At 65.7% G+C, this 24,901-nt stretch carries 24 protein-coding genes; 12 read left to right on the top strand and 12 right to left on the bottom strand.

From position 1 onward, the window contains the following. Nucleotides 1-28 precede the first annotated feature (28 nt). Together AWB70_RS28390 and apbC are read right to left on the bottom strand one after the other, a co-directional pair. Nucleotides 29-571 carry a superoxide dismutase family protein gene (locus AWB70_RS28390; protein WP_014190692.1) on the bottom strand — a complete coding sequence of 181 codons (543 nt, stop codon included), beginning with the start codon at nt 569-571 and terminating at the stop codon, nt 29-31. Between the two features lie 119 nt (nt 572-690). Continuing rightward, nucleotides 691-1,779: an iron-sulfur cluster carrier protein ApbC gene (gene apbC / locus AWB70_RS28385; protein ID WP_014190691.1), complete on the bottom strand. Its 1,089-nt coding sequence runs from the start codon at nt 1,777-1,779 to the stop codon at nt 691-693. A gap of 265 nt (nt 1,780-2,044) precedes the next feature. Here apbC and AWB70_RS28380 point away from each other — a divergent pair, with 265 nt between their 5' ends. Next, on the top strand, nt 2,045-2,704 hold the full coding sequence (locus AWB70_RS28380; RefSeq protein WP_014190690.1) for a YiaD family glycine zipper/OmpA-like lipoprotein: 660 nt from the start codon (nt 2,045-2,047) through the stop codon (nt 2,702-2,704). A 228-nt stretch (nt 2,705-2,932) separates the two neighbouring features. Here AWB70_RS28380 and AWB70_RS39640 read toward each other — a convergent pair whose 3' ends face one another. After that, a complete protein-coding gene (locus tag AWB70_RS39640) occupies nt 2,933-3,220 on the bottom strand; it encodes a hypothetical protein (protein ID WP_200826446.1) in 288 nt (95 codons plus the stop codon). Between AWB70_RS39640 and metG the strand changes: the two genes are divergently transcribed. After that, nucleotides 3,198-5,339 carry a methionine--tRNA ligase gene (gene metG / locus AWB70_RS28370; RefSeq protein WP_053567654.1) on the top strand — a complete coding sequence of 714 codons (2,142 nt, stop codon included), beginning with the start codon at nt 3,198-3,200 and terminating at the stop codon, nt 5,337-5,339. The two genes, AWB70_RS39640 and metG, sit on opposite strands and share 23 nt — an antisense overlap. A gap of 142 nt (nt 5,340-5,481) precedes the next feature. Then, on the top strand, nt 5,482-5,874 hold the full coding sequence (locus tag AWB70_RS28365) for a hypothetical protein (RefSeq protein ID WP_053567653.1): 393 nt from the start codon (nt 5,482-5,484) through the stop codon (nt 5,872-5,874). Nucleotides 5,875-5,882: 8 nt separating this feature from the next. On the opposite strand, the gene AWB70_RS28360 is transcribed toward AWB70_RS28365, so the two are convergent. Continuing rightward, complete coding sequence (locus AWB70_RS28360; protein WP_053567652.1) at nt 5,883-10,025, bottom strand: translocation/assembly module TamB domain-containing protein; 4,143 nt, start codon at nt 10,023-10,025, stop codon at nt 5,883-5,885. Between the two features lie 10 nt (nt 10,026-10,035). Beyond that, nucleotides 10,036-11,832, bottom strand: coding sequence for an autotransporter assembly complex protein TamA (locus AWB70_RS28355; RefSeq protein ID WP_053567651.1), 1,797 nt, complete (start codon nt 11,830-11,832; stop codon nt 10,036-10,038). A 330-nt stretch (nt 11,833-12,162) separates the two neighbouring features. Between AWB70_RS28355 and AWB70_RS28350 the strand changes: the two genes are divergently transcribed. From AWB70_RS28350 to panD, 4 genes are all read left to right on the top strand, one after another. Then, nucleotides 12,163-12,351 (top strand): DUF3460 family protein, encoded by a 189-nt coding sequence (locus tag AWB70_RS28350; RefSeq protein ID WP_175582480.1) that lies wholly within the window; start codon nt 12,163-12,165, stop codon nt 12,349-12,351. A gap of 74 nt (nt 12,352-12,425) precedes the next feature. Continuing rightward, complete coding sequence (locus AWB70_RS28345) at nt 12,426-13,253, top strand: segregation and condensation protein A (RefSeq protein ID WP_041730950.1); 828 nt, start codon at nt 12,426-12,428, stop codon at nt 13,251-13,253. Nucleotides 13,254-13,317: 64 nt separating this feature from the next. Further along, complete coding sequence (gene panC, locus AWB70_RS28340) at nt 13,318-14,151, top strand: pantoate--beta-alanine ligase (protein ID WP_053567650.1); 834 nt, start codon at nt 13,318-13,320, stop codon at nt 14,149-14,151. Between the two features lie 31 nt (nt 14,152-14,182). After that, a complete protein-coding gene (panD, locus tag AWB70_RS28335) occupies nt 14,183-14,569 on the top strand; it encodes an aspartate 1-decarboxylase (RefSeq protein WP_014190681.1) in 387 nt (128 codons plus the stop codon). Nucleotides 14,570-14,620: 51 nt separating this feature from the next. Here the strand turns inward: panD and AWB70_RS28330 are convergent, their stop codons facing one another. Next, nucleotides 14,621-15,247: a ParA family protein gene (locus AWB70_RS28330; protein ID WP_014190680.1), complete on the bottom strand. Its 627-nt coding sequence runs from the start codon at nt 15,245-15,247 to the stop codon at nt 14,621-14,623. 167 nt (nt 15,248-15,414) lie between these two features. On the opposite strand from AWB70_RS28330, the gene AWB70_RS28325 reads away from it, so the two are divergent. Then, entirely contained in the window at nt 15,415-15,837 is a 423-nt protein-coding gene (locus AWB70_RS28325) for a PaaI family thioesterase (RefSeq protein ID WP_014190679.1), read from the top strand. Here AWB70_RS28325 and AWB70_RS28320 read toward each other — a convergent pair. Continuing rightward, the gene (locus AWB70_RS28320; RefSeq protein ID WP_053567649.1) at nt 15,831-17,306 is read right to left on the bottom strand and encodes a cobyric acid synthase; all 1,476 of its coding nucleotides are present in this window, start codon (nt 17,304-17,306) and stop codon (nt 15,831-15,833) included. The two genes, AWB70_RS28325 and AWB70_RS28320, sit on opposite strands and share 7 nt — an antisense overlap. Between AWB70_RS28320 and cobU the strand changes: the two genes are divergently transcribed. Genes cobU through AWB70_RS28300 form a run of 4 tightly spaced genes read left to right on the top strand, consistent with a single transcriptional unit; the run spans nt 17,300 to nt 20,740 of the window. After that, complete coding sequence (gene cobU / locus AWB70_RS28315) at nt 17,300-17,905, top strand: bifunctional adenosylcobinamide kinase/adenosylcobinamide-phosphate guanylyltransferase (protein ID WP_374730262.1); 606 nt, start codon at nt 17,300-17,302, stop codon at nt 17,903-17,905. The two genes, AWB70_RS28320 and cobU, sit on opposite strands and share 7 nt — an antisense overlap. Before the next feature lie 6 nt (nt 17,906-17,911). After that, complete coding sequence (gene cbiB, locus AWB70_RS28310; protein WP_053567647.1) at nt 17,912-18,853, top strand: adenosylcobinamide-phosphate synthase CbiB; 942 nt, start codon at nt 17,912-17,914, stop codon at nt 18,851-18,853. A 1-nt stretch (nt 18,854) separates the two neighbouring features. Then, nucleotides 18,855-19,850, top strand: coding sequence for a threonine-phosphate decarboxylase CobD (gene cobD, locus AWB70_RS28305; protein WP_053567646.1), 996 nt, complete (start codon nt 18,855-18,857; stop codon nt 19,848-19,850). Continuing rightward, entirely contained in the window at nt 19,850-20,740 is an 891-nt protein-coding gene (locus tag AWB70_RS28300; protein WP_082378033.1) for a cobalamin-binding protein, read from the top strand. Before cobD ends, AWB70_RS28300 begins: the two co-directional genes overlap by 1 nt. Here AWB70_RS28300 and AWB70_RS28295 read toward each other — a convergent pair whose 3' ends face one another. From AWB70_RS28295 to AWB70_RS28275, 5 genes are read right to left on the bottom strand one after another with little or no spacing between them, the layout of a single operon-like run. Beyond that, on the bottom strand, nt 20,741-21,313 hold the full coding sequence (locus AWB70_RS28295; protein ID WP_053567644.1) for a histidine phosphatase family protein: 573 nt from the start codon (nt 21,311-21,313) through the stop codon (nt 20,741-20,743). Further along, entirely contained in the window at nt 21,298-22,059 is a 762-nt protein-coding gene (locus AWB70_RS28290) for an adenosylcobinamide-GDP ribazoletransferase (RefSeq protein ID WP_053567643.1), read from the bottom strand. The genes AWB70_RS28295 and AWB70_RS28290 overlap by 16 nt, the downstream gene beginning before the upstream one ends. 1 nt (nt 22,060) lies before the next feature. Continuing rightward, a complete protein-coding gene (gene cobT, locus AWB70_RS28285) occupies nt 22,061-23,119 on the bottom strand; it encodes a nicotinate-nucleotide--dimethylbenzimidazole phosphoribosyltransferase (RefSeq protein WP_053567642.1) in 1,059 nt (352 codons plus the stop codon). A 10-nt stretch (nt 23,120-23,129) separates the two neighbouring features. Continuing rightward, nucleotides 23,130-23,906, bottom strand: a complete 777-nt coding sequence (locus AWB70_RS28280) for an ABC transporter ATP-binding protein (protein WP_053567641.1) — start codon at nt 23,904-23,906, stop codon at nt 23,130-23,132. Further along, nucleotides 23,903-24,901 carry a FecCD family ABC transporter permease gene (locus tag AWB70_RS28275; RefSeq protein ID WP_053567705.1) on the bottom strand — a complete coding sequence of 333 codons (999 nt, stop codon included), beginning with the start codon at nt 24,899-24,901 and terminating at the stop codon, nt 23,903-23,905. The genes AWB70_RS28280 and AWB70_RS28275 overlap by 4 nt, the downstream gene beginning before the upstream one ends.

Genomic DNA, 24,901 nt, shown 5'->3' with positions numbered 1-24,901 from the left:
CGAGACCTGCGTGCGTGTCGCCGCGCGACTAGCGGCGGATCACGCCGCAGGCGAGCGCCGGGCCGACGTTGTGCGGGGCGCTCGCATACGGGTCCATGGCTTCGCGGTGCAGCATGATCGCCCGTGAAATGACCGAGCGCACGCCGTCGAGCGAGACGTCCGTCGCCACGATGAAGCCCGTGGCCGAACCGGTTGCGTCCGCGTGGATATTGCCGAGCTCGCCTTCGAGGCGCGCGCTTGCCTTCCTGCGCTCGGCGGGCAGCGCGAAGACCGGGCTCGCGTCCTGATCGTTCACGGCGATGCAATCGCCGCGCTCGTGCACGGCGAGCGCGTGATCGCTGTTCGGCGGCATGTCGGTGAGACTGTACGAGACCTGGACGCCGTCCGCGCGCTCGATCAGCGTGACGGTGCCGCGCGCCGCGTTGCCGGGCGTCGGCTGAAGCACCGCGTCCGCGCGTTTCTCGTGATTCTGGAAGATGAGGCCGCAACCGCTCAGCATCACGCTGAAAACGGCCATCGCGATCAAGGCGCCCGGCGTCCTTGCTGCCCTCCCGTCGAATCTGTGTCTCATGCGATCCTCTCGGCGGCCCGCGAACGCCCTTTGCGTCCGCGCTGCCGCGCATCGAAGGCGACATGATACCGCGAGCCGCATTGCACAAGGCTCGCGAAGATTCGTTGGAATGCTCGAAATCAGGTGTTCTGCACGACGATGCTCGGAAACTTCGAGGTCATGTCGCGCTGACGCTCGGCAATCGAAATCGCGACGCGGCGCGCGATCGCGCGATACGTTTCCGCGATGCGGCTGTCCGGGTCCGACACGACGGTCGGCCGGCCCGTATCGGTGCGCTCGCGAATGGCGATATCGAGCGGCAGTTGCCCGAGAATCTCCACGCCGTATTCCTTCGCCATGCGCTCGCCACCGCCCGCGCCGAAGATGTGCTCCTCGTGGCCGCAGTTCGAGCAGATGTGCGTGCTCATGTTCTCGACGATGCCGAGAATTGGAATGCCGACCTTTTCGAACATCTTCAAGCCCTTCTTCGCGTCGAGCAGCGCGATGTCCTGCGGCGTCGTCACGATCACCGCGCCCGTCACCGGCACTTTCTGCGACAGCGTGAGCTGAATGTCGCCCGTGCCCGGCGGCATGTCGACGACGAGGTAATCGAGATCCTTCCAGTTCGTCTGACGCAGCAGTTGTTCGAGCGCGGACGTGACCATCGGGCCGCGCCAGACCATCGGGTTGTCCTGCTCGATCAGAAAGCCGATCGAATTCGCCTGGATGCCGTGGCCTTCGAGCGGGTTCATCGTCTGGTTGTCGGGCGACTCGGGGCGCCCCGTGATGCCGAGCATCATCGGCAACGAGGGGCCGTAGATGTCGGCGTCGAGCATGCCCACCGATGCGCCTTCGGCCGCGAGCGCGAGCGCGAGGTTGGCAGCCGTCGTGCTCTTGCCGACGCCGCCCTTGCCCGACGCCACCGCGATGATGTTCTTGACGTTCGGCAGCAGCTTCACGCCGCGCTGCACCGCATGCGCGACAACTTGCGACGACACGTCCACGGCGACGTTCGCGACGCCGGGCACCTGCCGCAGCGCGGTCTCGACCTGCTCGCGGATTGCGCCGAACTGCGTCTTCGCCGGATAGCCGAGCACGACGCTCACCGCGACGTTCCCGCCATCGACCGTGACATTGCGCATGCTTTTGGTATCGGCGAACTTGCGGTTGGTGTTCGGATCGGTCAGTGTGGCGAGTGCGGCGTCGATCTTGGCGCGGTCAATACTCATCGGGACTCCATTGGAACGGTTGTTGCTTATCGCCTTCGGCGGGCGCAACAGACTGAAGAAATTGAAAGTAATTGTTAACGCCATTGCGCCCGGCGGCTCGTGCACTGCACTATGCCGCTGCAAATCTTTCCGGGGACGCATCGAATCGGGCAGATGGACGTCTTTCTCATTATTGTAGAGGCTCGTCCAAAGGCTCGTCCGAAGACCCTTTCGCACTGTCGGCGCCATTTGCCGAATCCGCTTGTCGATTCAAAGGAGATCGTAGATGAACACTAAACTCTTGACCCGTCTGTCCGTATTCGTCGTCGCTGGCGCGCTGCTGGCGGGCTGCCAGACGCAACAGGGCACCAACACGGCGGTCGGCACCGGCGCTGGCGCGGCAACCGGCGCCGCGATCGGCGCGATCTTCGGCGGCGGCAAGGGCGCGGCGATCGGCGCGGCTGCGGGCGCGGCCACGGGCGGCATCGTCGGCTACAACTGGCAGTCGATCAAGAACAAGATTTCGGGCGACTCGAAGGGCACGGGCACGCAAGTGACCGAACAGCAAGACGGCTCGCTCAAGGTGAACATTCCGAATTCGATTTCGTTCGACACGAACAGCTACGCGATCAAGCCGTCGTTCGATCCGGTGCTCAATTCCGTCACGCAGACGATGCAGCAGCATCCCGAGCTGATCGCCAACGTCATCGGCCATACGGATAACACGGGCCAGCCGGCGTACAACCAGACGCTGTCGCAGAATCGCGCGCAGAGCGTCGCTTCGTACATTTCGACGCACGGCGTCCCGGCGCAGCGTTTGTCGTCGCAGGGCATGGGCCAGAACCAGCCGATCGCGGACAACTCGACGGAAGCCGGCCGCGCGCAGAATCGTCGCGTGGAAATCTATCTGCGCGCGACCGCGCAGCCGGGCCAGCAAGTTCAGTAAAGCGCTTGATTTGAAAGAGGAAACCGCCGCCGCGACGATGGCGGCGCGAACCGGCCGGCAGGTGCGCGCATCAGGCTGAAAAAAAATTGAAACTTGGGCGTGCGGCGCTTGTCTGTTCTTACGGTAGGTGGATGGCGAGGCCATCACCTGCCATTCTCCTCTTGTCGTTGTTGCTCCGGGGCCCGATTGGACCCCGGTTTTTTTTGCGCGCGCGATTTTGCGCGACGCTCACGCAACCGAGATATTCAGGCGCTTGCCGAGCGAACGGAAAGCCGCCTCGATCGCTTCGATCTTCGACGAATGACGCGGGTCGAGCAGACGGTCCACCTGAGGCATATGCACGTTCAGACGACGCGCGAGTTCGGACTTGCGCACGCCCTGGCGGATCATTTCGTTCTGAAGCGTCGCCAAAGCCCCGCCACGCCACCCTGCTAAAATCAAAATCCGCGTATTTTCGCAACCCAAGCATTTCAAACCCCAGGCCGCGCCCTCTATGTCAGCACCGATTTCAGCCACTGCCTCCGCCGCGCCGACCGCTTCGGCCCACGAAAGCGGCCGCCGCCAGATCCTCGTCACGTCCGCGCTGCCGTATGCGAACGGTCAGATTCATATCGGCCACATGGTCGAATACATTCAGACGGACATCTGGGTTCGGGCGCTGCGAATGCATGGCCACGAGGTCTACTACGTCGGCGCCGACGACACCCACGGCACGCCGATCATGCTGCGCGCCGAGAAGGAAGGCATCACGCCGAAACAACTGATCGAGCGCGTGTGGAAAGAGCACAAGCGCGACTTCGACAGCTTCGGCATCTCGTTCGACAACTACTATTCGACCGATGCCGAGGAAAACCGCGTCCTGTGCAACTCGATCTACACCTCGCTTCAGGCGGCGGGCCTGATCGAAGCGCGCGATATCGAGCAGGCTTACGACCCGGTCAAGGAAATGTTCCTGCCGGACCGCTTCATTAAGGGCGAGTGCCCCAAGTGCGGCGCGAAGGACCAATACGGCGACAACTGCGAAGTCTGCGGCTCGACCTATCAGCCGACCGAACTCATCAATCCGTATTCGGTCGTCTCGGGCGCGACGCCGATCCGCAAGACGTCGACGCACTACTTCTTCAAACTGTCCGATCCGCGCTGCGAGCAATTCCTGCGCGGCTGGGTCAGCGGCCTTGCGCAGCCGGAAGCGACCAACAAGATGCGCGAGTGGCTCGGCGACGAGGGCGAAGCGAAGCTCGCCGACTGGGACATCTCGCGCGATGCGCCCTACTTCGGCTTCGAGATTCCCGGCGCGCCGGGCAAGTACTTCTACGTCTGGGTCGATGCGCCGGTCGGCTATTACGCGAGCTTCAAGAATCTCGCCGACCGCGCGGGCATCGACTTCGATGCGTGGATCGCGCCCGGCTCGAAAGCCGAGCAGTATCACTTCATCGGCAAGGACATTCTGTATTTCCATACGCTGTTCTGGCCGGCGATGCTCGAATTCTCCGGCCATCGCACGCCGACGAACGTGTTCGCGCACGGCTTTCTCACCGTCGACGGCGCGAAGATGTCGAAGTCGCGCGGCACGTTCATCACCGCGCAGAGCGTGATCGACACGGGCCTCAACCCGGAGTGGCTGCGCTATTACTTCGCGGCGAAGCTCAACAGCACGATGGAAGACATCGACCTCAATCTCGATGACTTCCAGGCGCGCGTGAACAGCGATCTCGTCGGCAAGTACGTAAATATCGCGAGCCGCGCGGCGGGCTTTCTGATCAAGCGCTTCGACGGCCGCGTGCAGGACAGCGCGATGCATCATCCGCTGCTCGGTCAACTGCGCGCCGCGATTTCGCAGATCGCCGCTTTCTACGAATCGCGCGAGTACGGCCGCGCGCTGCGCACGACGATGGAACTCGCCGACGCCGTCAACGCCTACGTCGATACCGCGAAGCCGTGGGAGCAGGCGAAAGACCCGGCGAACGCCGTCGCGCTGCACGAGACATGCAGCGTGAGCCTCGAAGCGTTCCGCCTGCTGTCGCTCGCGCTGAAGCCGGTGTTGCCGAAGCTCATCGAATCGGTCGAGTCGTTCCTGGGCATCGCGCCGCTCGTCTGGGCCGACGCCGCGAAGCCGTTGTCGTCGGAAAACGCGATCAATGCGTACAAGCATCTGACCACGCGGGTCGATCCGAAGCAGATCGAGGCGTTGCTGGCGGCCAATCGCGAATCGCTCGCGCCGGCCGCGGAAACGGCGACAGCGACGGCGGCGGCCGCTCCGGCCAAGACCGTCGCGAAGAAACAGGACGATGCCGGCGTCATTTCCATCGACGACTTCGCGAAGGTCGATCTGCGCATCGCGAAGATCGTCGATTGCAAGGCGGTCGAAGGCTCCGACAAGCTGCTGCAACTGACGCTCGATGTCGGCGAAGAGAAGACGCGCAATGTGTTCTCCGGCATCAAGTCGGCGTATCAGCCGCAAGATCTGATCGGGAAGCTCACCGTGATGGTCGTCAATCTCGCGCCGCGCAAGATGAAGTTCGGCCTGTCCGAAGGGATGGTGCTGGCGGCGTCGGCGGCTGACGAGAAGGCTGAACCGGGCCTGTATATCCTGGAGCCGCACGGCGGCGCAAAGCCGGGCATGCGCGTGAAGTAAGGCGCGCCGTCCCAACGTCCCGCCGCCACGAAAAGGCTACGCACAACGTGCGTGGCCTTTTTTTATGCCAATTGGCAAGCGTTGATTCTTCTGCGCGTCTGCGTTTTACTCTGCTTTCCTGATCAAACAAAAAGCAGACGCGATGACAGATGAACGACCCAAAAATTCATCACGCGCGACGGCGCCGAACGGTGCATTCGTCGACATTCCCGGTGGAAAACGCACCGATTTTCCCGATGGCAGTCAGTTGATCGAAGGCAGAGACGGAGACAAGTACATCCTCACCGAAGACGGATCCATCAGCGGGACGATCCCCGAGATTCGTCAGGTGCAGATCGGCGATCTCGCGCAGGTTTTACGGCATGAAGTCGTGACCACGTCTGATACGACCTCTCACACGCTGCATTTCATCGGCGGCGGCGTGCTCGCTTTTCTGCATCACCGCGATGGCCGCGGCATGTCGTTCGAAGCAAGCCGGATCATGTTGCGCACGCTGCCCAATGGCGTATTCGTTGTCTGCGGCAGTCATGCCTGATCCGGCGATCAGTCCGAATCCACCGCCGTAGCCGATGCCCCGAACGGCGCGCTCACCCCCGACGCGCCCGAAGCTGCCGACGGCTGCACGGCCTGCGTTCCCGGCGAGCCGGACCACAACCGCGCCCACGAATTGAACCTGCGCGTGTACGACAGATCGACGCCCTGATACGTGCCGCCATACGCCGTCACCGACCAGAAGCGCGAGAGGCTCAGCGTCGCCTTGACCGCGTTGCTCGCCGATTGCAGTCCCTGTTCGTAGCCGATCACGAGCCGCTCGTTGATCGCTTTGGACAGCAGCACGACTTGCGGGTCGGTCAGCCCGACTTCGCTCGAACCGACGGTGAACTCGTCGAGCCCGACCGTCTGCGCGATCTTCGCGCCGCCCTTGCTGCCGAGCAGCGCGAGCGCGCTCGTCATGGCACTCTGCTGGCCAACGTTATTGCCCTGATCCGTGCCGTGGCCGAACAGCAGCCACGAGAGCTTTTCGTTGTCGGTCACGTTCGGCTCGGAGATCAGCTTGGCGACGGGCGCCTGCACCGTACCCGTCACCTGCACGCCCGCCTCGACTTCCTGATTGCGCCGCATCGCCAGAATGTTGATGCCGGGATTGGCCACCGGTCCGTTGAACGTGAAGAAGCCGTTCTCGATATTCAGCTTGCGGCCGAACGCCGTGTACGAGGAACCCGGCGTCGTCACGCGGATATTGCCGACCGCGCGCAGCGGCATGTTCGGCGCGCTCGTCGCGGTGATGGTGCCCGCGAGCCCGAGATCCGCGCCCGCGCCCTTGAAGCGGAATTTCTGCCCCAGGTTGATCTCGATGTTCGCGCGCGGCGTGAACGGCCCGACCGGCTTCTCGCTCGCCGCCACGATCTGCTTGTCCGTGTTTTCTCCCTTGATGGTGCCATCGGGGCGTTCGATCACGACATCGTCGCCGAGCGAGGGCGCGGACGATTCGGGCAGATCGATCAGCGCGTGATCGACGGTGAAACTGCCGTCGATCGCCATGCCGCCCTGCAAGCCCGCGTTCGCGATCTTTGCTTCGCCCGACAGCATCAGCTCGCGGTCCGGCGACGCGAACAGTTCCAGCTTGTCCGCGATGATGCTCGCCGTGAGATCGGGGTTTTGCTCGTCGAGCCGCACCTTGCCGGTCGCGCGCAGCGTGCCGCTCGCGCCGTGGAATTCGACGCGCTGGAGATCAACGAGATTCTCCGACAGCGCGATACGGATCGTGCCGTCCTTCAGTTGCACGCCCTGATCGACGACGGTCGCCGAGACGTTGTCGCCGGTGAGCGAGCCCGACAGATTCGGCTTCGCGACGATGCCCGCGATCACCAGCTTGAGCGCGATCTTGCCGCCGAGCAGATAGTTCGCGCCGAGCAGCCCGCCGGTCGTGCGCAGTTCGGGAATGTTCGCGTCGATGCCGCCGGTGAGCGGCGCGTTATCGTCGATCGCGAGCATGCCGTCGCGATTGACGAGCGGCGTGTGCACGTTCGCGTCGATCACGCCGATGCGGCTCGCCTGCGCATGCAGCGACGCGTTCAGGCGATTGCCATCGGTGAAATTGGCGCGCGCCGTGATGTCGGTGATGCCGAGCGCGGCAAGCCCGCGCGCGCCGTCGATGGTCACGTCGCCGCTGCGGCGCTTGATCTGCGCGTAGCCCGTCGCGGTCGCGCCGAGCGCGAAGTTCCAGTCGCCGTCGAAAACGAGATCGGTGCGAATCGGCGGTTCCGCGCCCGTCAGCTCCCGGCGCACTTCGAGCAGATGCGGCACCGACAGGTTCGTGAGCGTCCCCGTCGATTGCACGCGGCCGTTTTCCATTGCGAACGATTTCAGATTCAGCACCGCGCCTTCCGCGACGAGCCGCGTCGCGCCGAGCACGAGCCGCTGCGGGCCGTAGCTCACCGACAGCGGCGCTTCGAGATTCAGCGACGGCGTGCCCTTGTTCGACAGCTTGGTGATCGCGCCGTCCCAGTGCGGGCCGTCGGGCGCGTCGGTGAACTTGCCGTTCGCCGCGGCCGCGAGATTCACCGGCTGGCCGCGCACCTTGCCTGTCGCGGTCAGGTCGAGCGTGTGATGCAGGCGCGTGCCGTTCAGATTCGCGTCGAGATTCGCGACTTCGACGTCTTGCGTGCTGAAATCGCGCGCTTTCAGCGTGAAGACGAGCGGGCCGTTCGCGCCGTCGCGGATATCGGCGTGGCCTTCCGCGTGGCCGAGGCGGTTCGCGCCGAACACGACGCCATCGGCCTGATAGTTCGCCACGACATTCGGATGCGCGATCGAGCCGGTCAGATCGCCGTCCGCCTTCACCGTGCCCGCGATGCCGAAGCCGAGCCGTTCGAGCGCGGGCGCATCGACCTTGAAGCGCAGGCGATCGCCCGGCGCGCCGAAGCTGCCGTTCAGATCGACGTCGTTGCCGGCGACCGAGAGCGACGCCTTGCTCGGCAACAGCCGCGTGCCCGCAACCTGCACGGTGCCTTCGCCCGTGAGCGGCAGGTTGTCGTACATGCTGTCGTTGAGCTTGAACGCGGCTTTCGCCGTGAGCGTCGGCGCGAGCTGGCCGGACGCCGCGAGCGTGCCGTTCACGCGCGCCTCGATCGTGCGCGGCGGCGCAGCCGCCTTTTTCGTCGCACCCTTCTTCGCCGGCGCGGGCTTCGGCGCGATCAACTGCTGTTGCAGCAGAAGCGGATTGAAATCGACGAACTTCGCCTTCAGGTCGTAGCTCGAATGGGCGTCTTTCTTGAGCGCGCCGCTTGCTTCCACGCGGCCTTTGCCGACCGTCAGCTTCACTTCGTCGAGCAATGTCTGCTTCGGGTCGAGCTTGACTTTCGCCTGCGCGCGCAGCGCCGCTTTCGGGTCGTTGAGATCGGCGGTGATCGTCTGTGTGTCGCCCGCGAGCACGACGCTGATCGGCCCGGCGAAATCGGTCGGACGCAGCATGGGTTCGATCGCGTTCAGATCGAGCTTCGCCACCTTCAGGTCGAATTTGCCCTTGCCGCCCGCGAGCGATCCGCCGCCCGTGACGGACGCGTTCTTCAGGAGCCGCACATTCAGATCGGTGATGCTTTGCTCGGCGGCGTCGAGCCGCACGTTCGCGCGCGCGTCGATGAGCGGCAGCAGTTTCTTGTCGATGGAACCGGGCTTCGCGTTCACGATCGACACCGGCCCGGCGACGACGAACGCTTTCGGGTCGGCGCTCTCGACCGGCTTCACTTCGGCGCGCACGGCGAGATCGGCCTCGGGCGCGCCCGGCGCGAACGACTGCGGATTGACGTGATCGAAGGTGACGAGCGCGGACTTGAGCGGCACGTCGGCAAACGGCAGCGCTTCGACGTGCGCCTGGCCCTTGAGCTTCATGCCGCTCGCGTCGATATCGGCGATCAGGTCTTCCAGCGAGCCCGAGAGCCGCGCGCTCACGTTCACCGCTTCGCCGGCGACCTTGCCGGCGTAACCCAGGTCGCCGGACAGCGGAAACGGGCGCGCGCCGCCGTCGAGCTTCGCCGCCGCCGTGACCGAGCCGAACGGCGTGTCGAGGCGCTGGACCGTCGCTTCGTGATGCTGGCCGTCGCTGCGGCCATTGAACAGCAGGCGCGAGAATTCGGTCGTCGTCGTGCCCTGATGCAGACGCAGCTTCTCGACCGACAGATCGCGGATCGCGAGCTGGATCGGAATGCGCAAATCGTTGGGCAACGCCGTTTTCTTGCTCGGCTCGTTCGATGGCGCGATGCGCGCGTCGATCGTCCCGACATGCAGATAGTCGATCGTGAAGCGCAGCGGCTCGCGCGTGAGTGCCCAGCGGCCCGAGACGCTATCCACCGCGATATCCGTGCCCTTGCCGTCTTTCCAGTGCACGTCGCGCAAGCGCAGGCCGGTCGCGATCGCGCCGCCGTCGAGCTTGCCGGTCAACTGCCCTTTGAGAAGCGAGGTCGCCGCGTCCCACGCGTAGCGCGTGCCGCGCTCGGTCGTCAGCACGAACAGCACGCCGCCGGCCGCGAGCGCGGCGATCAGCACGACGACGAGCACGAGCGCGCCGATCCAGCGCGCAAGGCGCCGCCAGCCGCTCTTTTTCGGCGGCGTCTCGTTGTTGCCCGCGTTGCCCGCGTTGCCGTCGCCGGAAGCGGGCGCGTCGGCGGAATGAGTCGAATCCGTCATGCCTTTTCCATCAGAACGCGATGCCGAGCGTCAGATACGGCTTGATGCTCTTGTTCTTCAATCCATACGCCAGGTCGACGTTCACCGGTCCGACCGGGCTGCGCCAGCGCGCGCCGACGCCCACGCCCGGCTGGAACACGCGCTCGCCCCAGGTATCGGTCGCCGTGCCGATGTCGAAAAACACCGCGCCGCCCCAGTCGTGCGTGAACCAGTGCTGATACTCGCTGCTTCCAGTCACCATATATTTGGTCGGCAGAATCGAGCCCGACACGTTATTGCCGATACTCAGATAGCTGTAGCCGCGCACCGAGTTCGCGCCGCCCGCGCGGAACAGCAGCGATGCCGGCACGCCGCTCGACGGCCCGCTCGTGAACACGCCGCCGAACTCCGCGCGAAACAGCAGCAGGTCGTTCTTGCCGAGCGGGAAGTACTGCACCGCGTTGGTATAAAGGCGCGCGAAGGTCTGATCGGTCATCACGCCTTTCACGGCGAAGCCCGCCTCCGCGCGGATGATGTTGCCGCGGCGCGGAAAGAGCGGATCGTCGACGTCGCGCCGCACCCACGTCCACGCGGGCACGAGCGCACGCGCCGACGACGGATTCGGCTCGTTCTGCGTCAGGCGGTCGTCGTAGAACGTGAGCGAAAACGTCGTGTCGATGTTCTGGCGCGAGCGCGAGCGCTGCACGCCGACGCGCGCGCTGTAGATATCCGTGTCGGATACATCCGTGATCGTGTAGGAGCCGAACACCGCGTTCACCCAGCCGTGCGAATCCGGCGGCATGGCGAGCTGCACGCGGCCGTACTGCTGCGTCTGATCGAGCCGGCCCGAGATGGTGAACGGATACGCCGCGTTGAAGGTGTTCAGATAGCTATATGCGCCCTGAATGTGAAATCCCGTGTCCGTCGCGTAGCCCACGCCGTAGCGGATGCTGTTGTACGGATACTCGCTCACCTTCACATGCAGCGTCGTGTCGACCGGCTTGTTGACGTCGGCGTCCGCGTCGATCGCGACGCTCGCGTAATACGGCGTGTTCTGGATCTGGCGCTGCAACTCGTTCACGCGCGCGACATCGTAGATTTCGCCTTGCCGGATCGGATTGACGTGATCGATGATCCACGCGGGATAGCGCTTCGGCCCGCTCACGTCGAGCTTGCCGAGCGTGAAGGTCGGGCCGCTGTCGAACGTGACCGAGAGATCGGCGATATGCGCGCGCGGATTGATGCGCGCCTGCGAGCGCACGATCTTCGCACCCAGATAGCGCCTGGACTGCAGCGCCCGCAGCGCCGCATTTTTCGCGTCGCTCCAGCCGTCTTGCGTGAAGGGATCGCCTTCATTGACCGAAAAAGCGAAACGCGCGGCGTTCTCCTGCGCGCGGTCTTCGGTCGTCACCGCGCCGGTGAAATGCAGTTGCACGGAGGCAACCGTCGTCCGCGGGCCGGGATCGACGCTCACCTTGACCTTGCGCTCGTCGCCCTCGGTCGTCACGTCGGTGCGCACGACCGGCGAGAAATAGCCTTCGGTCGCGACGAGATCGCGCACGTCCTTCGGCGTCGCGGTGACGAGGAACTGGAACTGGTCGTCGCTCACGTCGTCACGCTTGGCGAAACGGGCGATATCGAGGTTCTCCTTGAGGAGCTTCTTCACGCTGCGCGGCGCATCGACATCGACTTCGTATTTGGCGAAAGCGGGCGCGGCGCAGCCGAACGCGGCTAACGCGACGAACACCATCGAGAAGACGGACATGCGCCTCGGGCCATGCGGCTTCACGCGCTTCGCGCGCAGCGTATCAAACGAACGGCCCGCCAAACGTGACCTCCGGCATCGGGATGAGTGACATGGAATGGTAAAACTTGCAGCGCCGCGAATAGGACGCAGGCGCTATTTCACCACATCGGCACGCGCCGACGCCGTAAAGCGGCCCGGCGCGCGCAAAACGTGCGCCATTGGACGGCTTTCCTCCGGCCGGGTTCCACGAAACCGGCACGCGCGTGCGGCGCTCAAGGCACGGAACACATGCGCCACGCGATGCCTTGCCGCGGCACGCTTGCGGTAAAATTGCGGCGCACGGGCGAAAAGCGGCTTGGCCGCCCACGCGAACTTCGCCCCACGAACACGCCTCGACTCAACGGAAGCCGGATCATGTATCAATCGGATATCACCCAGTTCATCAATCAGTTGAAAGAGCAGAAGCCCTCGCTGGAAGAAGAGCAGCGCCGCGGCCGCGCGCTGTTGTGGGACAAGCAGCCGATCGACCTCGACGAGCGCAGCAAGCAGCAGCAATCGCGCGTGAACCAGACGCCTTACGTCTACTACCAGAACTTCTGAACGTGAGCGCAGCCGGCCGCGAACCGCATTCGCCTAACGAGGCGAAGCGGGACGACGCACGCGAAGACCGCGCCGTGGCGCTCGCCACGCCCGCGACCGATTCGACGCCCGACACCGTCGACGGCGTCGCGATCGCGCATCTGTACGGCGAGCCGCTGTGGAAGCTGCCCACCGACCTGTACATCCCGCCCGACGCGCTCGAAATCTTTCTCGAAGCGTTCGAAGGCCCGCTCGACCTGCTGCTCTATCTCATCCGCAAGCAGAATTTCAACGTGCTCGACATTCCGATGACGGATGTCACCGCGCAGTATCTCGGCTATGTCGACCAGATCCGCGAGTCGAATCTGGAGCTCGCGTCGGAATATCTGCTGATGGCGGCCATGCTGATCGAGATCAAGTCGCGCATGCTGCTGCCGGTCAAGAAGGCCGACACCGGCGAGGACGCCGAAGACCCGCGCGCCGAACTCGTGCGCCGCCTGCTCGAATACGAGCAGATGAAACTCGCCGCGCAGAAGATCGACCAGTTGCCGCAACTGGGCCGCGACTTCCTGCGCGCGGACATCTATATCGAGCAGGCCGCGGAGCAGCGTTTTCCCGACGTCGACATGAACGACCTGCGCGCCGCGTGGGCCGACGTCATCAAGCGGGCGAAGCTCGTGCAGCATCACAAGATCACGCGCGAGGAGCTCTCGGTGCGCGAGCACATGAGCGTGATCCTGCGGCGCCTGCAAAGCGCGCGCTTCATGGAATTCACCGAGCTTTTCGACACCTCGCGCGGCGTGCCGGTGGTCGTGGTGAACTTCATCGCCATGCTGGAGCTGTCGCGGGAATCGCTGATCGAGATCACGCAGCCCGAGCCTTACGCGCCCATTTACGTGAGACTCGCGTACTCTCCCGCCTGAGAATTTCCTTTACCCTTGTTTCGCCGCGCCGCGTCCCGCCGCGCAGACAGGAGACACCCGCTCGATGAAAGTCATCAGCTCCATCCATGAACTGCGCGACCAGTTGCGCGGCCAGAACCGAACCGCCTTCGTTCCGACGATGGGCAATCTCCACGAAGGCCATCTTTCGCTGATGCGCCTCGCGCGCCAGCACGGCGATCCGGTCGTGGCGAGCATTTTCGTGAACCGCCTGCAGTTCGGCCCGAACGAAGATTTCGACAAATATCCGCGCACGCTTCAGGACGACATCGAAAAGCTGCAGCGCGAGAACGTCTACGTGCTCTTCGCGCCGACCGAGAAGGACATGTATCCGGAGCCGCAGGAGTATCGCGTGCATCCGCCGCACAATCTCGGCGATATCCTCGAAGGCGAATTCCGCCCCGGCTTCTTCACGGGCGTGTGCACGGTCGTGATGAAGCTGATGTCCTGCGTGCAGCCGCGCGTCGCGGTGTTCGGCAAGAAGGACTATCAGCAGTTGATGATCGTGCGCGCCATGTGCCATCAGTTCGCGCTGCCCACCGAAATCGTCGCGGCGGAGACCGTGCGCGACGAAGACGGCCTCGCGCTGTCCTCGCGCAACCGCTTTTTGTCGGCCGATGAGCGCGCCGAAGCGCCGAAGCTCGCCGAGCAGCTTCAGCGCGTGCGCGAGGCGGTGCTGTCGGGCAATCGCGATATCGCCGCGCTCGAACGCGACGCGATGAACGCGCTCGCCGAACGCGGCTGGAAACCCGATTACATCAGCGTGCGCAAGCGTTCGAACCTGCTCGCGCCCGGCGCGGATGAAACCGGCGCGCCGCTCGTCGTGGTCGCGGCGGCGAAACTGGGCGCGACGCGTCTCATCGACAATCTCGAAATCTGAAGCACATCAAGGCAATTAGGAAGGAGGCGTCATGCAGCGCACCATGCTGAAATCGAAGATTCACCGCGCAACGGTCACGCATTGCGAATTGCACTACGAAGGCTCGTGCGCGATCGACGAAAACCTGCTCGAAGCCGCGAACCTGATGGAGAACGAGCAGATCGACATCTGGAACGTCAATAACGGCGAGCGTCTGACCACGTACGCGATCAAGGGCGAGCGCGGCAGCGGCATGATTTCGCTGAACGGCTCCGCCGCGCGCCGCGCGCAACTGGGCGATCTCGTGATCATCGCGGCGTTCGCGTCGGTCGACGAAGAGGAGATCAAGGCGGGCTGGAAGCCGGACCTCGTGTTTGTCGATGAAAAGAACCGCATCAAGGGCAGCCGCGATCACGTGCCGACGCAGAACTGGACCTGAGCGTTCTCGTCATGCAAGAAAAGCCGGCGTTTTTCACGAAACGCCGGCTTTTTACTTTTTGGCGACCCACTCGATGATCGGCTCCCACTGCTCCAGATCCTTTTCGACGCGGCTCTTCGCCACGTCCCAGATCGTGAGGCCGTGCGCGGCAAGCTGCACGTAGTTCTGGGTATCGCGCACAAAGCCGAGCACCGGCAGATCGAGCCCTTCGACGAAGCGATGCAACTGGTCCGCCGAACGCGTGCGCGCGTCCACGCGCATGCCGACCACGCCGACCTGGATCGAACCTTTGCGCACCGCCTTTTCCTTCGCCAGCTTGGCGAGAAAGTCCTGCGTCGCGAGAATGTCGAACATGGACGGCTGCAGCGGCACGATCACCTTGTCCGCCACGTCCAGCGCGAGCGCGAGCCGGTTGCCGTGCACGCCGGCCGGCGTATCGACGACGGCTTTCTCCAGACCTTTGGGCGGCTTCGCGGGAGAATCGACGTCGATGGCCCATTCCTCGATTTTCGGCAACGTGTCGGCGCGCAGCGTCAGCCACGCATGCGACGAGCGCTGCTTGTCGAGATCGGCGAGCGCGACCCACTCGCCCTGCGCGGCGAAATAGCCCGCCAGGTTGGTTGCGAGCGTGCTTTTGCCGACGCCGCCCTTCGGATTTGCCACCACGATCACGGTCATGAAGTGTCCCGGATTTTGTTGGGCGCGCCGGTTTCGCCGCGCGCACGATTTCGTCTTTAGAAGAACAGGTGCATGAGTCGAGCGTTGATATTATCGGCAAAACGGGTGCATCCGGCATACTGGCCGAACGGCCGTACTCCTTTTTTGTTCATTTTGGATTCAACGCCATGACGACGATGCTCCGCCCCGACGTTACGCTCGACTTCCTGCGCAACCGCCAGAAGGGCCGCCTGCCCGACCTGCTCGGCGTGCAATTGCTCTCGCTCGACCAGGGCCAGTTGACCGGCGAGCTGACGATTCGCCCGGAGCTGCTCGCGCCGAACGGCTTTCTGCATGCGGCGACGGTCGTCGGTCTCGCCGATACGTGCTGCGGCTACGCGTGCATCGCGCATTTGCCGGAGAAGGCGCAGAACTTCACCACGCTCGAACTGAAGAGCAATCACGTCTCGACGGCGCGCGAGGGGAAGATCATCGCGAAGGCAACGGCCGTGCATCTCGGGCGCAGCACGCAAGTCTGGGACGCGACCGTCACGAATGGCGACGGCAAGCTCATCGCCATGTTCCGGTGTACGCAGATGATTCTTTATTGAGCGAAGGCCGCCTGCAACGCGCCCAGATCCAGCGCTTCCGCAAACGAATCCGCCAGCCTGTCCAGCGACGCTTCGCGCAGCGCCGGGTAATCGAGCGGCGCGGCGTCGTTCACGCCCGCCCACGCGAGCAGCGCGGCGCAGGCTTCGGGTGTATCGAAGACACCGTGCAGATACGTCGCGGCAATCTGGCCGTCGTCCGACAACGCGCCGTCCACGCGCCCCGCATCCAGCGCAACGAAAGGCCGCGAAAGCGCCGCGCCATGCGTGCGGCCCATATGGATCTCGTAGCCTCGCACGGGCGCTCGCGTGTCGCCGAACATCAATTGGCCGCTTACGTTCTCCAGTTGCTTGTGCGCCGTGAGCTCGGTGAACAGTTCGAGCAGCGCCAATCCCCGGACGCGCCCCGCCGCGCCTTCGACGCCCGCCGGATCGTCGATCTCGCGCCCGAGCATCTGCATGCCGCCGCAAATGCCGAGCACCTTGCCGCCGTAGCGCAGATGCCGCTCGATCGCGCGATCCCAGCCGTTGTCGCGCAGCCACGCTAAATCGCGCTGCACGCTTTTCGAGCCGGGCAGGACGATGAGATCGGCAGCAGGCGGCGCAATGCCCGCGCGGACATACGAGAAATCGACCTGCGGATGCGCCCGCAAAGCATCGAAATCGGTGTGATTGCTGATGCGCGGCAGCGCCGGCACGATCACTTTCAGCACGCTCTCGGCCCCGCGCGCGTGAGGCTGGCTCGGCAGCATGTCTTCGGCATCGAGCGTGAGGCCGTGCAGATACGGCAGCACGCCGAACACCGGTTTGCCCGTCTGCGCTTCCAGCCAGTCGAGCCCCGGCTGCAACAGGCCGATATCCCCGCGAAACCGGTTGATGACAAACCCGCGCACGCGCGCGCGCTCGCTCTCCGACAAACACGCGAGCGTGCCGACGAGATGCGCGAACACGCCGCCGCGGTCGATATCCGCGACGAGCACGACCGGGCAATCGACGCGTTCGGCGAAGCCCATGTTGGCGATATCGCCGTCGCGCAGATTGATTTCGGCGGGACTGCCCGCGCCTTCGACGATCACCGCATCGAACTCGCCGCGCAAACGCTCGTAGGAGGCGAGCACGGCATCGAAGGCGATGCGCTTGTAGTCGTGATACGCACGCGCATCGAGATTCGCGTGCGCGTGACCGTGGATGATGACCTGCGCGCCGCGATCGCTCGTCGGCTTGAGCAGCACCGGATTGAAGTCGATGCGCGCCTCGACGCCCGCCGCGACCGCCTGCAGCGCCTGCGCGCGGCCAATCTCGCCGCCATCGACGGTCACTGCGCTGTTGAGCGCCATGTTCTGCGGCTTGAATGGCGCGACGCGCACGCCGCCGCGCCGCGCCAAACGCGCCAGGCCCGCGACGAGCGTGCTCTTGCCGGCATCGGACGTCGTGCCCTGAATCATCAGCGAGCCGCGTGGCGTGAATGGCATTCTCAAAATCCTCTTATGCGACAACGCGCTATCTTAGCCCGCCGGTACAATGGCGCGATGAATCCACGGGATATCACCTTCGGGCGCGCTCGGGCAAGAGCGCGCATGCCGAGCGGCTCGCGAGCGAGAGCGGCTTGCCCGTGACCTATATCGCGACGGCGCGCGTTCATGACGACGAATTCGCGCAACGCATTCGCCATCACGTCGAACGGCGGCCCGCGCACTGGACGCTTCTCGAAGCGCCGCTCGATCTCGCGGGCGCGCTGCGCGACGCGGATCGCGCGGGACATTGCGTGCTGATCGATTGCCTGACCTTATGGCTCGCGAATCTGCTTTTCACGCCCGAAAGCGCGGACGAAGACATCGCCACCTTGCCGCCATCCGCGCAGCAGGCGTTCGATGCGTTCGATGCCGCGCTCGCCCGAACGCGCGGGAAGGTCATCGTCGTGAGCAATGAAATCGGGCTGGGCGTCGTGCCGCTCGGCTCGGTCACGCGGCTTTATGTCGATGAGCTCGGGCGGCTCAATCAGCGCGTCGCCGCCGCGAGCACGCGCGCGGTCATGATGGTCGCGGGCCTGGCCGCCGTGCTCAAGGGCTGAACCGCCATGCTTCTCCTCTCCGCCTACGCGATGGCCCTGCTCGCGGTGCTCGGCGTGATCGTCGACCGGATTTTCGGCGAGCCGCGCGCGCGGCATCCGCTCGTCGCCTTCGGCAACCTCGCGACGAAGCTCGAAGCGCGCCTGAACACCGGCTTTCGCGCGCGGCCCGCGGGCATGCTCGCGTGGTTCATCGCGGTCGCGCCGCCGGTCGCGATCGCGTGGGCGCTCGTCGGCGCCCTGCCCTTCGGCTACGCGTGTCTCGTGCACGTCGTGCTGCTGTGGTTCGCGCTCGGCGCGAAAAGCCTGCGCCAGCATATCGCGCCGATCGCGCGGGCGTTGAGCTTCGGCGATATCGAGAACGCCCGGACGCTGGCCTCGCGCATCGTGTCGCGCGACACGTCACGCGCCGACGAAAACGCCCTTTCGCGCGCCGCCGTCGAATCGGCGCTGGAAAACGGCAACGATGCGATCTTCGGCGCGCTCTTCTGGTTCGCCGTCGCGGGCGGGCCGGGCGCGCTCATGTTCCGCCTCGCCAACACGCTCGACGCGATGTGGGGTTATCGCACGCCGCGCTATCTGCGCTTCGGCTGGGCCGCCGCCCGCATCGACGACGTCCTCAACTTCGTTCCCGCGCGCCTCACGGCGGCGACCTACGCGCTCGCCGGCGACACGCATATGGCCTGGCATTGCTGGCGCACCCAGGCGCGCTCGTGGGACAGCCCGAACGCGGGGCCGGTGATGGCGTCCGGCGCGGGCAGCCTGAACGTGCTGATCGGCGGCGCGGCGGTCTATCACGGCGTACTCGAAACGCGGCCGACGCTCGGCGCGGGCCACAGCGCGAGCCCGAAACACATCGTCGCGGCGTTGCGGCTCGTCGAGCGCGCCACCCTCATGTGGCTCGCGATGCTGCTGATCTTCGCCGCGCTCTTCGCAACCACGGGCAGTTGAGATGACGCATTCCATCCGTCACGGCGGCAATCTGCGCGAAGCCGCGCGCCGCTACGCGATTCCTTTCGACGACTGGCTCGATCTCTCGACGGGCATCAATCCGCACGGCTATCCGGTGCCGCCCGTGCCGCCGGATGCATGGCGCCGCCTGCCCGAAGACGACGACGGTCTCGCCGGCGCCGCCGCGCGTCATTACGGCGCGCCTCACGCGCTGCCCGTGGCGGGTTCGCAGGCCGCCATCCGCGCGCTGCCCGCGCTGTTGCCGCGCGGCACGGCGGGCGTCGCGCCGCTGACCTACGGCGAATATGCGCCGGCGTTCCTGCGCGCGGGCCACACCATCGCGACGCTCGACGTCACTGCGCACGACGTGCCCGATACCGTCGATCACGTCATCGTCGCGAATCCGAACAATCCGACGGCGGAGCGCCTCACGCGCGCCACGCTCCTGCGCTGGCATGCGCAGCTGGCGGCACGCGGCGGCACGCTGATCGTCGATGAAGCGTTCGCCGATGTCGATCCCGCGGCGTCCCTTGCGAGCGAAACCGCGCGCGACGGGTTGATCGTGCTGCGCTCGGTCGGCAAGTTCTTCGGGCTCGCGGGCATTCGCGCGGGCTTCGTGCTGGCGTCGCCTTCTGTCATCGGTCCGTTGCGCGATGCGCTCGGCGCGTGGACCGTGAGCGGCCCCGCGCGCCACGCGGTAGAGGCCGCTTTCGCCGATGCCGAATGGCAGCGCGCCACGCGCGAACGCCTGCAACGCGACGGCGCGCGCCTCGCGGCGCTGATCGCGGGCCATGGCTTCGACGTGCGCGCGACGCCGCTTTTCGCCTGGACGCCGACGCCCGACGCGCCCGCGCTCCATCACGCGCTCGCGTTGCGCGGCATCTGGACGCGTCTTTTCGATCTGCCCGGCATGACGCCGAGCCTGCGCATCGGCTTGCCGGGCGCGGAAGGCGACTGGGCGCGTCTGTCGCGCGCCTTGCAGGAGGTATGCGCGTGATGTTGCGCTGCGCGCTGGGCTTTTTGATCAGCGTCTTCATGACGCAAGCGCATGCGATCACCGTCACCGATGACAGCGGCGCGTCCGTCACGCTGACGAAGCCCGCCGAACGGGTCGTCAGTCTCGCGCCGCATGTCACCGAATTGCTGTTCGCGGCGGGCGGCGGCGCGCGCATCGTCGGCGCGGTGACGTACAGCGATTATCCGAAGGAAGCGCAAGCGATCCCGCGCGTCGGCGACAACAAGGCGCTCGATCTGGAACGCATCGTCGCGCTGCATCCGGATCTGATCGTCGTATGGCGGCACGGGAACGCGGCGCGTCAGATGGACCGCCTTCAGGCGCTCGGCATTCCGATCTATTTCAGCGAACCGAAGCACCTCGACGATATCGCCGCGAGCATCGGCAAGCTCGGCGCGTTGCTCGGCACGCAGACAAGCGCGCAGGCGGCATCGAACGCGTTCACACGCGATATCGCGCAACTGCGTGCCCGCTATGCGCAAAGACCGCCCGTCTCCGTGTTCTATCAGGTCTGGGACGATCCGCTGATGACGCTCAATCGCGACAATGTCTTCGATGAAGTGATCGGACTATGCGGCGGCGTGAACGTGTTCGCGGAGGAAAAACCCCGCGTGCCGACGATATCGACCGAAGCCGTACTCGCGGCGAATCCCGAAGCGATCGTCACCGCGACGCCCGGCGCGACGAAGCCCGAGCGCACGTTACCCGCGCTCGACCGATGGAAACGCTGGCCAGCGCTCACCGCCGTGTCGCGCGGCAATCTCTTCGGCATCGACGGCGATCTCATCAACCGGCCGACGCCTCGGCTCGCGCTGGGCGCGGCTGAGTTGTGCCGCGATCTCGATGCAGCGCGCGAGAAACGACCGAAGTAGTCACGCGTTCCAGCGCACGAGCAGCCACTCTCCGCGCACGCGTCTGAACCACGCGATACCGCCGAAATCGAGCGGCCATTGCAGCGCGTTCTCGCGCGCGATGCCGAGCAGATGCGCCGCGAGCACGCGCACGACGCCCGCATGCGCGAGCACATGCACGGCTTCGTCGCGGTTCTCGCATGTTTCGCCGAACCATGCCAGCACGCGACCGGCGAACTGCGCGAGGTTCTCGCCGCCGTGCGGACGCGCGTGCTCGATATCGGCGGCCCAGGCATCGATGAGCGCGCAATCGATCGAGTCCCATGCGCGGCCCTCCCACGCGCCGAAGTGCATTTCGGCGAGGCGTGCGTCGATATGCGCATCGGATGAAAGGGCTTGAGCAAGCGTTGCGCATCGCTGCAAGGGACTCGCGTGCCAGCCATCGGTGCAAGCGGGCACGTTCAGCGCGTGCATGCGCGCGTTGAGCTTGCCGGCCAGATCGTGTACGTCGCATCGCAAAGGCACATCGGTTTGTCCATAGCAGACACCCGCTTCGATGGCGACTTCCGGATGCCGGATCAGGACGAGATCCATGCGAGCCCGATGAGATAGATGGCGATTTCGAACACTTGCTGCGCGAAGCCGAGGCAATCGCCGGTATAGCCGCCGATGCGCCGCACGAAGCAGCGTCCGATGAAAAAGCGCAGGACCGCGAGCACGACGAGGGTCACGCACGCGAGCCTGATGTCGATCAGGAAAAGCCACGGCAGGCCGAACACGAGCGCCATGAAGAACGACGGCCAGCGCATGCGCTGCGCGACCGGCTTCGCCTTGCCTTCGGCGCGCACGTAATCGAGCGTGACGAGATAGCTGATCGCGAAGACGCGGCTCGCGGCGTGCGCGGCGATCATCGTCCATGCGACGCGTTGCGGTGGCAGCGAAGCCAGCGTCTGCCACTTGAGCGCCAGCGCGACGACAAGCGCGATCGCGCCGAACGCACCGATGCGCGAGTCGTGCATGATGCGCAACGCGTCGTCGCGGGTATAGGCGCCGCCGAATGCATCGACGCAATCGGCCAGACCGTCTTCGTGGAACGCGCCTGTGAGAACGAGCGTCGCGGCCATCGACAGCAAAACCGCCACGCCCGCAGGAAACACGCGCAGCGCCGCGAGATAGACGAGCGCCGCGACGCCGCCGACCATCGCGCCGACAAGCGGAAAATAGCGCGCCGCCGCGTTCAGGTACTCGCGCTCGAAGCCGACCCAGCGCGGCACCGGCACGCGCGTGAAATAGCCGAGCGCGGTGAAGAAGTAACGCAGTTCGTCGAGCGGACGGTTCATCTCAATCGGCTTGGTTCGCTTCCTTGTTCGATACGCCCGCCGACTCGAAGCTCGCCATTTCATCGACGAACGCGACCGCCGCGCGCAGGACCGGCAGCGCGAGCGCCGCGCCGGTGCCTTCGCCCAGGCGCAAGTCGAGTTGCAGGAGCGGCGCGGCATCGAAATGCGCGAGCATGCGCCGGTGCCCCGCTTCGTCTGACGCATGCGCGAACACGCAATAGTCGAGCACGTCGGGCGCGATCTTCGAGGCGACCAGAAGCGCGGAAGTCGCGATGAAGCCATCGACGAGTATCGTCATGCCTGCGCAGGCGGCGGCGAGATAGGCGCCCGTCATCGTCGCGATTTCGAAGCCGCCGAAGGTCGCGAGCGTGTCGATGGCATCGCCTTCGCCGCGATGCAGCGCCAGCGCTTTCGAGAGCACATCGCGCTTATGCGCGAGACCTTTGTCGTCGAGGCCGGTGCCGCGGCCCACGCAATCTTCGATCGGCACGTCGCACAGCCGGCTCATCAGGCACGCCGCCGCCGACGTATTCGCGATACCCATCTCGCCGAAGCCGATCACATTGGTGCCGAGCGCCGCATGATGCCGCACGCGCGCCGCGCCCCGCGCGATGCCTTCGAGCGCAAGCTCGCGCGACATCGCGGGCTCGTGCGCGAAGTTGCGCGTGCCCAGCCCGAGCGACAGACGTTCATAGCCATGATCGATAGGAATGGGCGTCGCGACGCCCGCATCGACCACTTCGAGCGTCATGCCGACCGAACGCGACAGCGCGTTGATCGCCGCGCCGCCGGTCAGGAAATTCGCGACCATCTGCGCGGTCACTTCCTGCGGAAATGCGCTCACGCCCTCTTTCGCGATGCCGTGATCGCCGGCGAAGACGATCATCGCGGGACGCTCGATGCGCGGCTTCGTCGTGCGTTGAATCAGGCCCATCTGCAGCGCGAGAGATTCGAGCCGCCCGAGGCTGCCGGGCGGCTTCGTCTTCATGTCGATGATGCGGCGCAGTTCCGCTTCGAGGGTGCGGTCGAGCGCGCGGGGCATGGGAATGTCGTTCTGCATCGGAAGTCCTTCAGAGGCGATGAATGGAAGGCACGAGCGCTTCGTGCTCGCCGTCGCGGATCAGCGCGAGCGGATAGCCGAACGCGGCGCTCGCGCGCTCGGGCGTCAAGACGTCGGCGACGAGGCCCGCATGTGCGCCGCCGTGGCCGTCGAGCAACAGCGCGTGCGTCGCGAAACGGCGCGCGAGATTCAGATCGTGGCACGAGAACACGATGGTGCGCTTCTGCTCGCGCGCCGCATCGCGCAACGCGTGCAGGCAGTCGATCTGATGATGCAGGTCAAGATGCGCGAGCGGTTCGTCGAGCAGCACGAGCGGCGCGTTCTGACAGAACGTGGCGGCCAGCGCGACGCGTTGACGTTCGCCGCCCGACAGCGTCAGCACGTCGCGTGACGCGAACGCGGCGAGCCCGAGCATGTCGAGCGCCGCGCGCGCCGCAATGCGGTCGTCTTCGTTCTCCCAGCCCCATCCCGTCAGATACGGAAAGCGGTTGAGCAGCACGGTATCGAGCACGGTTGCGCTGAACGCGTCGTGCGTGGCCTGCGGCATCAGCGCGCGTTGGCGTGCGAGGTCCGCCGCGCGCCATGTCGCGAGCGCGCGGCCATCGAGCGACACGACGCCCGACGCCGGTTTCGACAGCCCCGCAAGCACGTTGATGAGCGTGGTCTTGCCCGCGCCGTTCGGCCCGGCGATGCACCACACCTCGCCCGCTGCGATGGATTGCGTGAGCCGGTCGATGAGCGTGCGTGCGCCCACGCGAAGCACGAGATTGTCGAGATGCAGCGTCATCGCGGTCTGCCCAGCAGCATCCACAGGAACATCGGCACGCCGATCAGGGCTGTCACGACACCCACCGGCAATTGCGCCGGCGCGATGACCGTGCGCGCGGCGAGATCGGCGGCCATCACGGCGAGGCCGCCCGCGAGCGCGGCGGCGGGCACGAGCATGCGCTGGTCGTTGCCGAACGCAAGGCGCAGCAGATGCGGCACGACCAGGCCGACGAAACCGATGGTCCCCGCCGTCGTCACCGCCGCGGCGGCCGCGAGCGACGCGACGAGATACACGCGCAAGCGCAGGCGCGCGACCGGCACGCCGAGCGACTGCGCGGCCGCATCGCCACGCAGCAGCACGTTCAGTTGCGGCGCGGCGGGCACGATCGTCACGAGCACGACAGCGAGCGCGGCCAGCGCGGGCCACGGCGCGGCCGCGCCGTTCAGGTCGCCCGTGAGCCAGAAGATCATGCCGCGCAAGCGGTTCTCGGGCGCAATGCTCAGCATCAGCGTGATCAGCGCGCCCCATCCCGATGCGATCACGACGCCCGTCAGCAAAAGCCTTGGCGATGCGTCCTGGCCGCTGCGCCAGACATCGCCGCGCGCAAGCCCGAGCACGAGCACGATCGAGGCCAGCGCGCCCGCGCATGCCGCGATATCGACGCTCCACCACGGCAGCGAGGCGAGCATCGCGGCGAGCGCGAACGCCGCCGCGCCGCCGGATACGCCCAGCACATACGGCTCAGCGAGCGGATTGCGCAACAGCACTTGCAGCAGCGCGCCCGCCGTCGCGAGCAGCGCGCCCGATGCGAAGCCCGCGAGCGCGCGCGGCAAACGCAGCGTGAGCACGATGTCATCGGCGATATCGGGTGTTGCGGCGTGCATGTGAAAGAGCGCGCCGAGCGCGCGCGAGACCGGCAACGCGACGCTGCCCATCGCGAGCGATGCGACGAGCACGCACACGCACGCGGCGCCGAGTGCGATCCAGATGGTCGTGGCGCGAGCGGCGTTCAT

Source organism: Caballeronia cordobensis (assembly GCF_001544575.2).
In the GTDB taxonomy this organism is placed as follows: Bacteria; Pseudomonadota; Gammaproteobacteria; order Burkholderiales; family Burkholderiaceae; genus Caballeronia; species Caballeronia cordobensis.
This window is presented reverse-complemented; position numbering and strand designations above follow the sequence as displayed.

Coding starts and splice junctions, on each gene's coding strand:
- cobT (WP_053567642.1), bottom strand. CDS start 23,119: ATGCAGAACGACATTCCCATGCCCCGCGCGCTCGACCGCACCCTCGAA.
- AWB70_RS28320 (WP_053567649.1), bottom strand. CDS start 17,306: ATGCCATTCACGCCACGCGGCTCGCTGATGATTCAGGGCACGACGTCC.
- cobU (WP_374730262.1), top strand. CDS start 17,300: ATGGCATTCTCAAAATCCTCTTATGCGACAACGCGCTATCTTAGCCCG.
- panC (WP_053567650.1), top strand. CDS start 13,318: ATGAAAGTCATCAGCTCCATCCATGAACTGCGCGACCAGTTGCGCGGC.
- AWB70_RS28290 (WP_053567643.1), bottom strand. CDS start 22,059: ATGAACCGTCCGCTCGACGAACTGCGTTACTTCTTCACCGCGCTCGGC.
- panD (WP_014190681.1), top strand. CDS start 14,183: ATGCAGCGCACCATGCTGAAATCGAAGATTCACCGCGCAACGGTCACG.
- cbiB (WP_053567647.1), top strand. CDS start 17,912: ATGCTTCTCCTCTCCGCCTACGCGATGGCCCTGCTCGCGGTGCTCGGC.
- AWB70_RS28275 (WP_053567705.1), bottom strand. CDS start 24,901: ATGAACGCCGCTCGCGCCACGACCATCTGGATCGCACTCGGCGCCGCG.
- apbC (WP_014190691.1), bottom strand. CDS start 1,779: ATGAGTATTGACCGCGCCAAGATCGACGCCGCACTCGCCACACTGACC.
- metG (WP_053567654.1), top strand. CDS start 3,198: ATGTCAGCACCGATTTCAGCCACTGCCTCCGCCGCGCCGACCGCTTCG.
- AWB70_RS28380 (WP_014190690.1), top strand. CDS start 2,045: ATGAACACTAAACTCTTGACCCGTCTGTCCGTATTCGTCGTCGCTGGC.
- AWB70_RS28360 (WP_053567652.1), bottom strand. CDS start 10,025: ATGACGGATTCGACTCATTCCGCCGACGCGCCCGCTTCCGGCGACGGC.
- cobD (WP_053567646.1), top strand. CDS start 18,855: ATGACGCATTCCATCCGTCACGGCGGCAATCTGCGCGAAGCCGCGCGC.
- AWB70_RS28330 (WP_014190680.1), bottom strand. CDS start 15,247: ATGACCGTGATCGTGGTGGCAAATCCGAAGGGCGGCGTCGGCAAAAGC.
- AWB70_RS28300 (WP_082378033.1), top strand. CDS start 19,850: ATGTTGCGCTGCGCGCTGGGCTTTTTGATCAGCGTCTTCATGACGCAA.
- AWB70_RS28390 (WP_014190692.1), bottom strand. CDS start 571: ATGAGACACAGATTCGACGGGAGGGCAGCAAGGACGCCGGGCGCCTTG.
- AWB70_RS28365 (WP_053567653.1), top strand. CDS start 5,482: ATGACAGATGAACGACCCAAAAATTCATCACGCGCGACGGCGCCGAAC.
- AWB70_RS28325 (WP_014190679.1), top strand. CDS start 15,415: ATGACGACGATGCTCCGCCCCGACGTTACGCTCGACTTCCTGCGCAAC.
- AWB70_RS28280 (WP_053567641.1), bottom strand. CDS start 23,906: ATGACGCTGCATCTCGACAATCTCGTGCTTCGCGTGGGCGCACGCACG.
- AWB70_RS28295 (WP_053567644.1), bottom strand. CDS start 21,313: ATGGATCTCGTCCTGATCCGGCATCCGGAAGTCGCCATCGAAGCGGGT.